This window comes from Neorhizobium sp. PAMB6716 (genome assembly GCF_058242805.1).
The window spans coordinates 3,077,239-3,091,496 of the sequence record NZ_CM177835.1; the positions used below are offsets into that span (position 1 = coordinate 3,077,239).

The following is a 14,258-nucleotide window of genomic DNA, read 5'->3' on the forward strand; positions in this document are numbered from 1 at the left end:
GTCGAGACATCGGCGGTATCAGTTGAAATATGGTCACCGCGAAAAGCGCTTCGGCCACCATTATCCCTCTTTCAGGCACTTGCACGAAAGCCGCACCGGTTGCGGTGTTGGCGATCATTGCCTCTGCCGGGCTGCGAAATGAAGCGGTGTGGTGCAGCCGCTCAGGCTTCCTGGGACAGTCGGGAGGCCGAGGCCAGCATCTCCCGCAGCCACTTGTGCGCCGGGGAATATTCGCAGCGTCCATCCCACAACTGATAAAAGTGCGCCCGCGGGTAGGGCACGGGACAGGGGAGCATGGCAAGCGGCAGTGTGCGGACAAAGTGCCGCGCAAAACCGCGCGTTACGGTTGCCACAAGATCGGTGCCGATCAGCAGATGGGGCACAACCAGGTGGTCGGATGCCACCACCTTGCGTTCCCGCGCGATCTGCAGCGATGCACCGCGCACCTCCAGCGCCTCTGCGCCATCCTCGGCGCATTCATGCACCACCACATGGCGGGCATCGGCATAATCGGCAAAGGTCGGTGCCGTGCGTGTAAAGGCATGGCCGCGATCAACGAGGCAGACGAACTCCTCCTCGAACAGCATGGACCGGTGCAGATAGGCTGGTGGATCGCTCCAGCAACCGATCGCCACATCAGCCACGCCGGAGGCAAGCAGGCCTGCGGCATCATTGCCGCTGCGAGCCGGGCGCATGACCAGCCGCACCGCCGGCGCAAGCCTTGTCACCTCGCCGACAAAAGCCGTCAGCAGGGCAGGCGACAAAGTCGCACAAAGCGCCAGCGTGAAGGTCTGGCGCAGGCTTTCAAGGTCCACGGCGCCGGGATGGGCGATCAGCGCATTCAGGTCGGCCAGCGCCCGTGCGGCGCCATGCTGCAGCATCAGCGCCCGCTCCGTGGGCACCATTCGTCCATCACTACGGATCAGCAGCGGATCACCGAAAATCTCTCGCAACTGCTTCAAGACGAGGCTTGTCGCCGGCTGTGACAGCTGCAGCTTGGCCGCCGCATTCGTCACATTCATCTCTTCCATCAAAGTACAGAAGACCCGCAAATTGAATGCAGTCAGCGGATTATCCAATACGCGCAATCCAGCCCCTCCAGTTCCGGCACCCGATCAACCTCCGCTGGATGACCGATAACCGCCATTGCGCTCCCCCAAGCATCGCCGGCAACCACCAAGCTCTTGAATATCAAGGCACAAATTAATTTTCACCACACCGCTCGTCAGTAATACGTCAACATAGGAAATAAAGTCGAGTTGTATTTTGCAAAAAACGGCGATTTAAAAAGCAGTACTTCTGTTTTTTATGATATAATTGGCAACAAATATGGGAAAAATCATACTATAAAATTATTGTTCACCGTATTTTTTGTCGATATCCCCGCCGAAACGAAAAAAGCCGGCATGACTGCCGGCCCTGGTATTTCAAATATAGAATTTTACGCCTGGCGAATATTCAGAGCGGCTCGTAGGCAAACATCGCAAAATCGGCCGGCATGGCACGTCCGGTAATGTCGAAGGCGAACATGCCGGTGAAGGCACCGGTGAAAGAGCCATGCTCCCCGCGTCCGCCCTCGTCGGAAATCACGCCGGCATCGAGCACCGGACCAAAAGGCTGCCAATTGCCGCCGGGAGACGAGCGCTGGAAGAACTGCAGGTCGTTGTCCTTCACCTCCAATGCCAGATGAACCGGCCCCTCCGCCACCGCCTCGCCGCTGCCGACGGGAAAAATCATCCGCGAATGCGGGTAATCGCCGGGGCAGGAGAACAGCGTGATCACCCGGCCAAGCTGCTCATGCAGGGTGACGGCGACCGCATGGAACTTGTGCCGGTTATAATAATGCGTAAGCCCCGCCGCCTGCTGGTAAGTGTCGGGTGAAAACTCCACCACCGTCTCGGCGCGAAAGGCATGGTGTTCCTGCCGGCGTGCCACCAGCGCCTGCTCGAACCACGAACCGATGCTTTCGCGGCCAAAAAGCCGCAGGAAGCCGGGGCGCTCGGCAAGGCTGAAGATCCGCTCCGGCTCCGGCGTGCGCAACCACTGGAAATCTGCGGGCAGGTCCGGGCCATCAAACGCGCTCTCGACGCGGGACGGTTTTGCACGGGTCTCGGCACCCTCCGGCGCCTCCACCTCGACGGCCGGCACCACGCCGCCGTGCGAAAGATACAGCCAGTCGTCGCGCCAGACGCATTTTTGCAGCGCCGTCTCACGCCCCAGCGTGCAGCGGCGCTTTGGCGCGAGCGGTCGCCCGCAGAGATGCGTGTGATAGGCCTCGCCGTCTGGCGTTTCCACATATTGCCCGTGGCCGGCCCGCTGAAGCGCCGCCTCCGGGTGATCCTTGGAGGTGATCAGATGCGTGTCGGGATGCATCTCATACGGACCGTCGATGGTTTTCGAGCGCGCCATGGTGACGGCATGATCGTAACCGGTTCCGCCTTCGGCTGTCGTCAGGTAATACCAGCCATTGCGTTTGAAGAGGTGCGGACCTTCCACCAGCCCCAGCGCACTGCCGGCAAAGATGTTCTTGACCGGCCCGATGAGCTTGCCCGTCGCTGCATCCCATTCCTGCAGCAAAATACCGTCGAAAGCCGGCGTCTTCGGCGCGCCGCCATAACTTTCCGTGCGGTGGTTCCACTGCATGTTGAGGAACCACTTTTTCCCGTCATCATCATGGAACAGCGACGGATCGAAGCCGGAGGAATTGACGTAGACCGGATCGGACCATTCGCCCTCGATAGTCTCAGCCGTCACGATGTAGTTGTGCGCGTCCTTGAAATTGCCGTCCAGCCGTTTCACGTCCGTATAAACGAGGTAAAACAGGCCGTCGGCGTAAGACAGGCACGGCGCCCAGATGCCGCAGCTATCGGGGTTGCCGCGCATGTCTAGCTGTCTCTTGCGGTCCAGCGGCCGGCGCACCAGCGTCCAGTTGGCGAGGTCCTTCGAATGGTGGATCTGTACACCCGGAAACCATTCGAACGTGGAGGTGGCGATATAATAATCCTCGCCCACCCGGCAGATCGAGGGATCGGGGTTGAAGCCCGGCAGAATGGGATTGCGGATCATGGTCGCTTTGTCTCCTGCACATCATCACTCGTGTTACGGCCGGCCGCGCCCCGTCCCGAAGGCGCGGCCGGCGTCCGCTGTCAGCGCAGCAGTGCCAGGGCCTCATCGATGCCCAGTGCTGCCGGCTGCGTGCAGGTCGTGCTCATGTCGATAAACCGCCCTTCCTCGCCGGATTTCAGAATACCCGTCATCACGTCGATACCGTGCAGCGTGCGTTCCAGCGAGCAACGCGGATCGCGCCCGTCAATCAGCGCCATCGCCATATCGGCAAGGCCGGCGGTGCGATAATTGGCGCGCGGGCCGTTCGGGCTTTCCTGGTTCGCCTTGCCGAACGGATGATCCCAGGCCTCCAGCGGCTGGATATCCTTGTTGCGGCCCGAGGCCTCCACCGTGCCGCCGAAGAAATTCGGGTCAGGCACGTAAAGCGAGCCTTCGGTGCCATAAAGCTCCATATTGGCATGGCGGTGCGACCAGACATCCCAGCTTGCCGAGAGCGTGATCGTCGCGCCGTTTTCAAACTCCAGCAGCGCATGGATATTGGTCGGCGTCTCCACCGGGATCTGCTGACCGGCCAGCGGCTGGCTGGAAATCGTGCGTGTCGGGTTTGCCATGGAGGTGAGCGCCCCCACCCGCTTCACCGGTCCAATGAGATTGATGAGGTTGGCGATATAATACGGCCCGAGATCGAGGATCGGCCCGCCGCCGGCGAGAAAAAAGAAACCGGGGTTCGGGTGCCACATTTCCATGCCGGGGCTCATCACATGGCAGGTGCCCGACGTGATGCGGCCGACGCCGCCCTCATCGATATATTGCCGCGCCTGCTGGTGCGAGCCGCCGAGAAACGTATCCGGCGCGCAGCCGATGGAAAGGTTTTTCGCCTTCGCCAGCGCCCGCAGCTCCTCGCCCTCTTCCAAGGACAGCACCAGCGGCTTTTCCGAATAGACGTGCTTGCCCGCCTGAAGAATAGCCTTCGACACGGCAAAATGCGTGGCGGGAATGGTGAGATTGACGATCACATCCAGCTCATCGTTTGCCAGAAGTTCATCGATCGACTGCGCCACGACGCCATATTCCTCGGCGCGCAGTTCGGCGGCGCTGCGATTGATGTCGGCGCAGGCGATAATCTTCAGGCCCTTGAACAGCGGGGCAAGCGAGAAATAGGTGGTGGAAATATTGCCGCATCCAATGATGCCGACACCGAGTTCCTTGGCCATGGGGCGCTCCGGATGAAGGTGAATTGCGTGTCTGGGGAACATCTGCGGACGGGATCCTGAAAATGTCCTGCCGGCAGATTTCGACGGGAGAGGTTCGGACCTGAAGGCCCGAACCCTTGAAAAATCGTCAGTAGCTGTCGAAGGCCGCAATCGAGCGCGTGATCAGCCGGTCGAGATTGTTCGGGTTGTCGTGCTCAACGACAAAATACTCGACGGGCGTCGATTTCAGCGCCGCCATCAGGTCCTTCCAGGCCACCGTGCCGTGGCCGACATCGGCCCAGCCATCCTCATCGGCATTTTCGCCGGCGGGTGCGATGTCCTTCACATGGACGGCGCTGATGCGCTTTCCGTAACTTTCGATCCAGGCGAAGGGATCGGCGCCACCGCGCACCACCCAGGCAATATCAGCCTCCCAGGAAAGCTCCGGTCCGCCCGCAAAGATCTGCTCCTGCGGCGTCGAACCGTCGGCAAGCGCCTTGAACTCGAAATCATGGTTGTGCCAGCCGAACACGTAACCCGCATCGCGAAACCGCTTTCCCGCTTCCTGCAGGCGCTGGCCGAAGGCAAACCAGCCGCTGGCATCGGTGGGACGCAGGTCCGGCAGCAGATAGGGGCAATAGATCGCCTTGATGCCGAGCGTATCGGCCACTTTCAGCGCCCGCTGCGGTTCCTTTTCCAGCATGTCCAAACCGAAATGGCCTGTGGGCATGGTGAGTCCCGCCGTATCGAGATCGGCGCGCAGCGCCTTCAGCGCCGCATCGTCCATCGTGGCATAGATGCCGCCATAACCTTCCACATGCGCGTAACCGGCGGCCGAAAGTTTGGACAGCGTTTCCACGAGCGGGGGAAAGTTGCGGGCGCTGTAGAGTTGGAAACCGAGCTTGGTCATGTCATCCTCCCGGGCCGGATGGCCCTTTTCTTGACGTGTGGTTCAGCCTGCAACCGAAGACGAGTGCAGGTCATAGATGCGAAAGTGTGGAGCCTCCGAAAGCGCCTCGGAAGCGGTGGGCGAAAAGGTGATCCGCCGGCTTTCGCCCGCCGCCAGATCAAACGCGTTGTCGGAGAAGCGGCCGGGCGTTTCGGTCTCGATCATCACGAAGAGCGCCAGGCCATCCGATTGCACCAGAAGATCAAAACCGCCCTCCGGCGCCGGCGAAACGCTGAGCGTCAGTTGTGCTGGCTGAAGATCGAGCCCCTTGTAGGTGCCGGGCACGAAATGCCCCTCGCCGCCCATGCCGTTGCCGGCCGAAAAGTGCCAGGCAAGCAGGCAATCGGCGGGAATATCTTGGGCGGGCACGGTGATCGCCGTCACCGCGGCATCCCGACCGACCACCGCATCCACCGACAGAAGGTCGCGCCGTTCGCCTGTAAGCGTCAGCAGCGACAGGGCAAGGCTCACCGTCACGTCGGCCAGCGTATCGTTCACCAGCGAAAGTCTGATCTCGGCGCCATCCTCGGACGGGATCGCCGCCACCGCCACCGGCTGAAAGAACCGCCGCGCCAGATAATGCAGCACTTTCCAGCTGCCGCCGTAATCAAGGCTTGCCCAGGAGGCGACCGGCCAGGTGTCGTTCAGCTGCCAGTAGAGCGTGCCCATGCAATGGGGTTTCAGCGAGCGCCAGTAATCCACCGCCGTCTGGATCGCGAGCGCCTGCTGCACCTGGGAGACATAGACGAAATTGGCAAAACCTTCCGGAAACCGGAAATAGCGGAACATTGTCGCTGCAATCCGCTCATTGCCGCCGACATTTTTCTGGTGCCACTCCATCACGGGCGAGGCGATGTTCATGTCGGTGTCGGCGGCATAGGTCTTGATGACAGGCAGCGACGTATAGGACTGGAAACCGAATTCCGAGCAGAAGCGCGGGCGAACCTTGCGGTATTCCGCAAACGGCTTGTTTTCGTGCCAGACGGACCAATAATGCATGTCGCCGGAACCATCCGCGTGCCAGGCATCGCCGTAATCGAGATAACCGGAGGCGGGGCTCGACGGCCACCAGATCGCATCGGGTGCGGCCTTTTCCAGACCCTGTTCGATCACCCGGTTCAGGCGGTCGTAGGAGACGAGATAACGGTCGCGGTTCTCGATGGATTGCTTGAACCAGGTCAGCGCGCCGACCAGTTCATTGTCGCCGCACCAGAGCACGATGGACGGATGCGAGGAGAGCCGGCGCACCTGATAGTCCACCTCGGCTGCAACATTCTGCAGAAAATCCGGCGTCGAGGGATAGAGGTTGCAGGAAAACTGAAAGTCCTGCCAGACCATCAGGCCGAGGGTGTCGCAGAGATCGTAAAACCAGTCGGCCTCATAAAACCCGCCGCCCCAGACGCGGATCATGTTCATGTTGGCGTCGACAGCCGATTGCAGCAGATCGCGCGTCTTCGCCTCAGATGTAAGCGAAAACAGCGCATCGGCGGGGATCCAGTTTGCCCCGCGGCAAAAAATCTCGCGGTTGTTGATTGCAAAGGCAAACCGGCTGCCGGCCTCGTCCTTGTCGGTCAGAAGCTCCACCGTGCGAAGGCCGATCTGGCGGGTGATTGTTTCGCTCGGGCTCTCCACCGTCAGCGTATAAAGCGCCTGTTCGCCGCTGCCAGCCGGCCACCACAGCCGCGGTTCGTCAATATGAAAGACGTAAGCGACCTGTGTCTCGCCGGGCTTTACCCCGCAATCGAGTTTGACCCGTTCCTCGCCCAATTCCAGCACAAGGGCAACATACCCTTGAGCTTGCGCAAAAAGCGTCACCGTCACCGTCACGTCGACACCGGTTTCGCCATGCACCTGATGGGTCACCACATGCTCGATGCGCGCCGTCTCCAGCTTTTTCAGCGCAATCGTGCCGTAGAGCCCAAGCGGCGCCAGCGCAATATTCCAATCCCAGCCGAAATGGCATTGCGGCTTGCGCAGCATGTTACCGTTGGGGATCGGCGAATTGGCGGTGGAATAGGGAATGTAGAAGGGCTGGCGTGCCTGCCGCTCGGCCCCTTCGCGGATGCTGGATGAAAACACGATACGGATGCGGTTGTCGCCCGCCTTCAGCGCCTGCGTCACATCCGGACGGTAACGGCGAAAGGCGTTATCGGCCTGAAGCACCACCTGCCCGTTGATCTCGATGGTCGCCACCGTATCGAGATCGGTCACATCGAGATACCAGTCGCCGCTTGCATCCGTGAGCTGGAAATCCTGCTCGATCTGCCAGTCGGTTTGCGCCACCCAGCCAAGATCCAGCTCGTTGCGCCCGACATAGGGATCGGCGATCAGCCCGGCATTCTTCAGTGCCGTATGCACGTCACCGGGAACCGGCATCAGGGCCGTGGTTTCCTCGTCCAGAGAAGACAGGCGCCAGGTGCCTGAGAGATCGATCATGGTCATGCGGTTCTTGCCTCCGCTGCACTTTCAGGAGGGAGATAAGGGCGCACCAAAGCCCCCTCTGCCCTGCCGGGCATCTCCCCCACAAGGGGGGAGACAGATTCCCGAAAGCGCCCCGTTTCCTCCGGTTCATGCCGGCAAAAGGTCATTGGAAGGATTGCTCGGCGGCCCCATCGGTTCTCCCCCCTTGCGGGGGAGAGGGTCGGCAGGCCAGAGAGGGCCTTCTGTCTGCACGGCACAGGCATCAGATGCGGTCTTCCGTCTCGGCGTCGAACAGCGAGGCCATGCTCATGTCGAAGGCCATGCGCACCTTGGAGCCCGGCGCGTACCGGCGCGCGCCGCCGATGCGCACGGACATCAGGTGGCCGGCATGTTTCAGCCAGAGCAGGTTGTCGGCGCCCATTGGCTCTTCGATATCGACGACGGCCTCATGCGCCTCGCCGCCCATGACATCGCTGTCAATGGCGATATGTTCCGGGCGCGCCCCGAGCACCACCTTGCGCCCGGCCGAGAGCGGTTCCGATGCCTGATAACCGGCAAGCGAGAAATTGACGCCGTGCGTGGAAAACACCGGCTGGCCGTTCACCTCGTTGATCTCCCCGCGCAAGAAGTTCATCGAAGGCGAGCCGATAAAACCTGCAACGAAGAGGTTTCTCGGGCGGTTATAGATGACGATCGGATCGTCCAGCTGCTGGATGACGCCGCTTTTCATGATGGCGATACGATCGGCCAGCGTCAGCGCCTCGATCTGGTCATGCGTCACGTAGATCATGGTGTTCTTCAGCTGCTGGTGCAGCCGCTTGATTTCCACGCGCAGTTCAGAACGCAGCTTGGCATCGAGGTTGGAGAGCGGCTCGTCGAAGAGAAAAACGTCGACATCGCGTACCAGTGCCCGGCCGATGGCGACGCGCTGACGCTGGCCGCCGGAGAGTTCGGCCGGCTTGCGCTTCAGGAGCGGCCCGATCTGCAAAATTTCGGAGGCGCGGGCGACGCGCTTGTCGATATCGGCCTTCGGCATCTTGGCCACCTGCAGGCCGAAGGAGAGGTTTTTCTCCACCGTCATCTGCGGATAAAGCGCATAGGACTGGAACACCATGCCGATGCCGCGATCCTTGGGTTCTTCCCAGGTCACGTTGCGGTCCTTGATGAAGATCTGCCCTTCCGTCGGCTCCAGCAGGCCGGCAATGCAGTTCAAAAGCGTAGACTTGCCGCAGCCGGAGGAGCCGAGCAGCACGAGAAACTCCCCGTCGTGGATATCGAGGTTCAAATCCTTCAGCACCGTCACGGCACCGAAGGAAAGCGAGAGATCGCGAATGGAAACGCTGGTGGCCATGGAGTTCAGCCCTTTACTGCGCCGGCGGCAATACCGCGGACGAACAATCTGCCGGAGACGAAATAGACGATCAGCGGCACCGCGCCGGTCAGAAGCGTGGCGGCCATGTTGACGTTGTATTCCTTCACTCCCTGCACGGAGTTGACGATATTGTTGAGCTGCACGGTCATCGGATAGCTGTCGGGCCGGGTGAACACGACGCCGAACAGAAAGTCGTTCCAGATGCCGGTCACCTGCAGGATCATTGCAACAACGAAGATCGGCAGCGACATGGGCAGCATGATGCGCAGGAAGATCTGCCAGAAACCGGCGCCATCAATGCGCGCTGCCTTGAACAGTTCTTCCGGCAGCGAGGTGAAATAGTTGCGGAAAAGCAGCGTCAGGATCGGCATGCCGAAGATGGTGTGGACGATGACGAGGCCGGTCAGCGTGCCGTAGATGCCAAGTTCCCTGAGAAGAATGACGATCGGATAGATCATCACCTGATAGGGAATGAAGGCGCCGACGATGAGGATCGAGAAGAACACGTCCGATCCCTTGAAGCGCCAGTTGGCGAGCGCATAACCGCTGACGGAGGCAACCGCGATGGAGACGACGACGGAGGGCACGAGGATGCGCACCGAATTCCAGAAACCGCGTGACAGGCCGTCGCAGTTCAATCCGGTGCAGGCGCTCGCCCAGGCTTTTGCCCAGGGCTCGAAGGTGATTTCCAGCGGCGGGGAAAAGATGTTGCCCATGCGGATCTCGGGCATGCCCTTCAGCGACGTCACGATCATCACATAGAGCGGCACGAGGTAATAGAGTGCCGCGACGCCCAAGAGGCCGTAAAGAATGATGTTGCGCTGCGAGATGACCTTGCGCGGCTTGCGGCCGCTTGGGCCGGAACCGACCCGGTCGGACACGGCATCGATGCCGGCGGCGGTGGTGTTGAGGGTGGAAATATTAGCCACGCTTCTTTCCTCCGAATTCCAGATAGGCCCAGGGGACGACGATGATGGCGACGGTCAGCAGCATCATGGTGGAGGCGGCAAAGCCCTGGCCGAGATTTTGTGCCTGAAACATGTAGTCGTAGACATATTTGGCCGGCACTTCGGACGCGATGCCGGGACCGCCGCTCGTCTGCGCCACCACCAGATCGTAGACCTTGACGATGCCGCTTGCGATGATGACGAGCGTGGTGATGAACACCGGCCGCATCATCGGGATGACGATGAAGAGATAGGTGCGCCACATCGGAATGCCGTCGACGCGCGAGGCCTTCCAGATATCCTCGTCGATGCCGCGAAGCCCCGCCAGCATCAGGCACATCACAAGGCCCGTTCCCTGCCAGAGACCGGCGATCAGCACGCCATAGATGACGATGCTCGCATCATAGAGCGGATCGAAGGTGAAATCCGCCCAGCCGAGGCTGCGCACGATGGACTGCACGCCATATTCCGGGTTGAGGATCCACTGCCAGACAAGGCCTGTGACGATGAAGGAGAGGGCAAAGGGATAAAGAAAGATCGTGCGAAACGTGTTTTCGAAACGGATCTTCTGGTCCATCAGGGCTGCCAGAAGAAAGCCGATGGCGAGGCTGAAAATCAGCGATAGAATGCCGTAGATGGCCAGATTCTGGATGGAAATCACCCAGCGCGGCGCATCCCACAGGCGGTAATACTGGTCGAGCCCGACAAAACTGAAGCGCGGCAGAAGCTTGGAATTGGTGAAGGAATACAGCACCGTCCACAGCGTACCGCCGAGAAACACGCAGACCGCGACAAGGATCATCGGGATCGAGGCGATCTTGGAATTCAGGTTTCGAAAAAGCTGGTTGGGCCGGCGGGCCACAGGCCTTGCAGGGGCCAGGCTTGCATGGTTCTGGCTTGCATGGGTCGGGCCGGGCGCCTCAGCGCGGGTGCTCATGGGGCATCCTCCTTCTCAATGGCTGCCGTCAGCGGCAAAGCGGTCGTCATCCGGTCAAGGCTTCGCCGTTGCGATGGCCCGTCCATGACGGGCACAGCCGTTGGTCAAACACGTCGATGTCACATACGTCGATGATTGTGATTGGCACCTGCGGGTGAAGCCGCACACAGTGCGAGGCCATTTGCGCAAGCGGGCCGTGCCGGCCCCCCTTAAGGAGGGCCGGCACGAACGGGATCAATCGGCGGCGGCAATGATCTCGGCAAACCGCTTCTGCGCGGCGTCCGGGGTCATCGAGGACTTGGCGAAGAATTCCGAGAAAAGATCCTCGAGCTGCTTCTGGCTGTCGGCCGACATCATCTGGTTGGTGGAGCGCACCACATTGCCCTTGGCAAGGATTTCCAGACCCTTCTTCATGCAGTCATTGGCGGCTGCAAGGTCGATATCGCCACGGATCGGCAGCGAACCCTTTTTCAGGTTGAACGCCACCTGCACGGCCGGGCTGACAATGGTAGAGGCCAGCACTTCCTGCGCCTTGGACTTGGCTTCGTCCTTCAGAAGCGGGAAGTAGAAGGCATCGCCATCGGTGGAGATGACTTCGTTGACGCCGAGACCCGGCAGGCAGGTATAATCGACGCCGGCTGTCTGGTTGGCGAGCGCGAACTCACCCTGCGCCCAGTCACCCATGATCTGGCCGCCAGCCTTGGCGGTGATGACCATGTTGGTGGCCTGGTTCCAGTCCTGAACATTGCTGCCCTTGGACATGCGGCGCGCATCGTCAGCAGCCTTGAACACCTTGGCGATTTCAGGCCCGGCCGCCACCTTGGCGTCCTTGTCGGCAAACACCTTCTGGAACACGTCCTTGCCGCTGATGGCGATCATCAGAACGTTAAAGGCGCCGGTCGATTGCCAGGGCTGGCCGCCGATGGCAAGCGGAATGATGCCGGCCTTTTCGAGCGCCGGAGAGGCTGCGACGAACTCGTCCCAGTTTTTCGGCACCGCGACACCGGCCTTTTTGAAGGCGGCGTTGGACAGCCACAGCCACTGCCAGGAGTGGATATTGACCGGCGCGCAATAGATCTTGCCATCAATCGTGCAGCTGTCGAGCAGGCTCGACGGCTTGATGATGTCCTTCCACTTTTCCTTTTCGGCAACCGCCGTCAGGTCACGCATCAGGCCGGATTGCGCCAGTTCCTCGGCCTGTCGGCCATGGTTGAACTGGGTGGCACCCATCGGGTCACCGCCGGTGATGCGCGAGATCATGATCGGGCGGGCGGTGCCGCCGGATCCGGCAATCGCGCCGTCGACCCATTTATTGCCGGTGGCGTCAAACGCCTTGGCCAGCTCCTTCACCGCCGCGGCCTCCCCTCCCGAGGTCCACCAATGGGTGACTTCCAGGTCCGCAGCCCCTGCATAGGTGGCGGGTACCATCGCGCTTGCCACGAGAATGGCCTTTAATGCACGCATACTCATGAGTCTCCTCCCTCACTGAAACGTTGCCGTAAAAAAACCTATGACAATATCAGAACGCTTGCAACCGGCATCGGCGGGATTTTTTCATCTATTCCGACGAAACAACCAATGGGTGTGCCTTAGATGGTATTGAGCAGGTGCGAAAAAGACTGATAAGGGCCGTTTATTGAAGGTATTTTGCGATCTTATCGGAAAAATGCGTTTCCTTCTTTTCGCAGATGCAAAATAAATACCGCGCCTGCGTTGTACAACCGTCGCGCAATCCGACAGCGTCCGGTGGTAAAAAAGGCCTCGACATTTTTCCTGTAACGTTACAGTTTCAGTCTCCGGAAAATCTCCGGCCAGGAGGAGGCATTCGTTTCCAGGGACTACGAAGACCGCTATAGTCGCGCGCCTGAACCGGATGGATGTGCATGAACGACAGTATTGTTACCAAGAATGCCGAGCGGAGTGCTGCCGGTGGCGGGCGCCCGACGCTGAAGACGATCGCCTATATGACCGGGCTCGGCATTACCACGGTTTCGCGGGCGCTGAAGGATGCACCCGATATCGGCGCCGACACGAAAGAGCGCGTGCGCCTTGTGGCCGCCCAGCTCGGTTACCAGCCGAACCGCGCCGGTGTGCGCCTCCGAACCGGCAAGACCAATGTCATCGCACTGGTGCTGAGCATCGAAGAGGAGCTGATGGGCTTCACCAGCCAGATGATGTTCGGCATTTCCGAGGTTCTGGCCGGCACGCAATATCATCTGGTGCTGACCCCGCATGCCCACCAGAAGGACCCGATGGCACCGGTGCGCTACATTCTCGACACCGGTTCGGCCGATGGCGTGATCATTTCGCGCACCGCCCCTGACGATCCGCGCGTGGCGCTGATGACGGAGCGCAATTTCCCCTTCGCCACCCATGGCCGAACGGATATGGGTATCTGCCATCCGTTTCATGATTTCGACAATGAAAGCTTTGCCTTTCAGGCGGTGGAAAAGCTCGCCTCCAAGGGCCGGCGCCGCATCGCGCTTCTAGCGCCCCCGGCAAAGCTTTCTTATTACCTGCACACCCGCATCGGTTTCGAGCGAGGCCTTGCGCAGTTCGGCGCGACGGAAGTGGCCATGGGTCGCCTCACCAGCGAGGCGCCTCTCGATACGATCCGCACCCATATGCAGGCGCTGATGGCCTCGAGCGAACCGCCGGATGGTATAGTGACAATCAGCGGCAGTTCCGCCATTGCACTTGTCGCGGGGCTTGAAGCCGCGGGCGCCAAGCTGGGTGAAAATGTCGATATGGTGTCAAAACAGTCGGCGGAATTTTTAAACTGGATCCGCCCGGAAATTTACACGATCAACGAAGATGTACGCCAGGCCGGACGGGAACTGGCCAAGGCGGTCATCGCCCGTATCGACGGCGTGGCGCCGGAGCTTCTGCAAAGCGTCAGCCGGCCGGTCTGGTCGGACATGGCGCCGAAGGATTAGGCGCCTTTATCCTATCGGGCAGTCCTTCATCACGGCGCGACGACGCCGCATAAGCCGGGGCGTGGGCCGACACTCAAGAGTGCCATGGCCCGCCCCCTCGGCATCAGGCCATGCGGTCGAACGCCTTCGGGTCGATGCCGAGCGTTACCAGATCGCGGGACTGAGGCTTGCGACCCCCTTCAACGGCGGCGGAAGCGGCTGCGGCTGCACCGAAAACAGCGATGGCACGACCAATGAAGCCACCGCGCATGCTGTTCAAATTCGTAGACATGTTCATCTCCTTTGTGATGACCCCAATATGGGAGCACCTCCCCTTCGCTGCAACGCACAAGAGAGGATGGGAGCCATGCAGCACTCGCATGCCGGATGAACAAGGCTTTACCATTTGGCATTTTTGTAGACATTTGCGCACCGAACGCAGCTGTCCAACCCGGAGA

11 protein-coding genes are annotated in these 14,258 nt (G+C 60.5%); 1 reads left to right on the plus strand and 10 read right to left on the minus strand.

Annotation, left to right across the window (positions count from 1 at the left end; all coding sequences use genetic code 11):
* Positions 1-161: 161 nt before the first annotated feature.
* The 9 genes from AC4CWH_RS14990 to AC4CWH_RS15030 all read right to left on the minus strand — a co-directional run bounded on the left by AC4CWH_RS14990 (position 162) and on the right by AC4CWH_RS15030 (position 12,355).
* Positions 162-1,088: a LysR family transcriptional regulator gene (locus tag AC4CWH_RS14990; protein ID WP_491319353.1), complete on the minus strand. Its 927-nt coding sequence runs from the start codon at positions 1,086-1,088 to the stop codon at positions 162-164.
* 370 nt (positions 1,089-1,458) lie between these two features.
* Complete coding sequence (locus tag AC4CWH_RS14995; RefSeq protein ID WP_491319354.1) at positions 1,459-3,066, minus strand: glycoside hydrolase family 43 protein; 1,608 nt, start codon at positions 3,064-3,066, stop codon at positions 1,459-1,461.
* Between the two features lie 80 nt (positions 3,067-3,146).
* Positions 3,147-4,280 carry a Gfo/Idh/MocA family protein gene (locus AC4CWH_RS15000; RefSeq protein WP_491319355.1) on the minus strand — a complete coding sequence of 378 codons (1,134 nt, stop codon included), beginning with the start codon at positions 4,278-4,280 and terminating at the stop codon, positions 3,147-3,149.
* A 127-nt stretch (positions 4,281-4,407) separates the two neighbouring features.
* On the minus strand, positions 4,408-5,169 hold the full coding sequence (locus tag AC4CWH_RS15005; protein ID WP_491319356.1) for a sugar phosphate isomerase/epimerase family protein: 762 nt from the start codon (positions 5,167-5,169) through the stop codon (positions 4,408-4,410).
* A gap of 42 nt (positions 5,170-5,211) precedes the next feature.
* Positions 5,212-7,650: a beta-mannosidase gene (locus tag AC4CWH_RS15010; protein WP_491319357.1), complete on the minus strand. Its 2,439-nt coding sequence runs from the start codon at positions 7,648-7,650 to the stop codon at positions 5,212-5,214.
* 241 nt (positions 7,651-7,891) lie between these two features.
* The gene (locus AC4CWH_RS15015) at positions 7,892-8,980 is read right to left on the minus strand and encodes an ABC transporter ATP-binding protein (protein WP_491319358.1); all 1,089 of its coding nucleotides are present in this window, start codon (positions 8,978-8,980) and stop codon (positions 7,892-7,894) included.
* A gap of 5 nt (positions 8,981-8,985) precedes the next feature.
* The gene (locus AC4CWH_RS15020; RefSeq protein ID WP_491319359.1) at positions 8,986-9,930 is read right to left on the minus strand and encodes a carbohydrate ABC transporter permease; all 945 of its coding nucleotides are present in this window, start codon (positions 9,928-9,930) and stop codon (positions 8,986-8,988) included.
* The gene (locus AC4CWH_RS15025) at positions 9,923-10,885 is read right to left on the minus strand and encodes a carbohydrate ABC transporter permease (RefSeq protein ID WP_491282851.1); all 963 of its coding nucleotides are present in this window, start codon (positions 10,883-10,885) and stop codon (positions 9,923-9,925) included. The genes AC4CWH_RS15020 and AC4CWH_RS15025 overlap by 8 nt, the downstream gene beginning before the upstream one ends.
* Before the next feature lie 234 nt (positions 10,886-11,119).
* The gene (locus tag AC4CWH_RS15030) at positions 11,120-12,355 is read right to left on the minus strand and encodes an ABC transporter substrate-binding protein (RefSeq protein ID WP_491319360.1); all 1,236 of its coding nucleotides are present in this window, start codon (positions 12,353-12,355) and stop codon (positions 11,120-11,122) included.
* Between the two features lie 413 nt (positions 12,356-12,768).
* Here AC4CWH_RS15030 and AC4CWH_RS15035 point away from each other — a divergent pair, with 413 nt between their 5' ends.
* A complete protein-coding gene (locus AC4CWH_RS15035) occupies positions 12,769-13,821 on the plus strand; it encodes a LacI family transcriptional regulator (protein WP_491319361.1) in 1,053 nt (350 codons plus the stop codon).
* Between the two features lie 103 nt (positions 13,822-13,924).
* Here the strand turns inward: AC4CWH_RS15035 and AC4CWH_RS15040 are convergent, their stop codons facing one another.
* Entirely contained in the window at positions 13,925-14,092 is a 168-nt protein-coding gene (locus AC4CWH_RS15040) for a hypothetical protein (RefSeq protein WP_491319362.1), read from the minus strand.
* Positions 14,093-14,258 lie beyond the last annotated feature (166 nt).

Bases quoted from the DNA above. Each gene is read 5' to 3' on its own strand.
- AC4CWH_RS14995 (WP_491319354.1), bottom strand. From the start codon at position 3,066: ATGATCCGCAATCCCATTCTGCCGGGCTTCAACCCCGATCCCTCGATC.
- AC4CWH_RS15000 (WP_491319355.1), bottom strand. From the start codon at position 4,280: ATGGCCAAGGAACTCGGTGTCGGCATCATTGGATGCGGCAATATTTCC.
- AC4CWH_RS15005 (WP_491319356.1), bottom strand. From the start codon at position 5,169: ATGACCAAGCTCGGTTTCCAACTCTACAGCGCCCGCAACTTTCCCCCG.
- AC4CWH_RS15010 (WP_491319357.1), bottom strand. From the start codon at position 7,650: ATGACCATGATCGATCTCTCAGGCACCTGGCGCCTGTCTTCTCTGGAC.
- AC4CWH_RS15015 (WP_491319358.1), bottom strand. From the start codon at position 8,980: ATGGCCACCAGCGTTTCCATTCGCGATCTCTCGCTTTCCTTCGGTGCC.
- AC4CWH_RS15025 (WP_491282851.1), bottom strand. From the start codon at position 10,885: ATGAGCACCCGCGCTGAGGCGCCCGGCCCGACCCATGCAAGCCAGAAC.
- AC4CWH_RS15030 (WP_491319360.1), bottom strand. From the start codon at position 12,355: ATGAGTATGCGTGCATTAAAGGCCATTCTCGTGGCAAGCGCGATGGTA.
- AC4CWH_RS15035 (WP_491319361.1), top strand. From the start codon at position 12,769: ATGAACGACAGTATTGTTACCAAGAATGCCGAGCGGAGTGCTGCCGGT.
- AC4CWH_RS15040 (WP_491319362.1), bottom strand. From the start codon at position 14,092: ATGTCTACGAATTTGAACAGCATGCGCGGTGGCTTCATTGGTCGTGCC.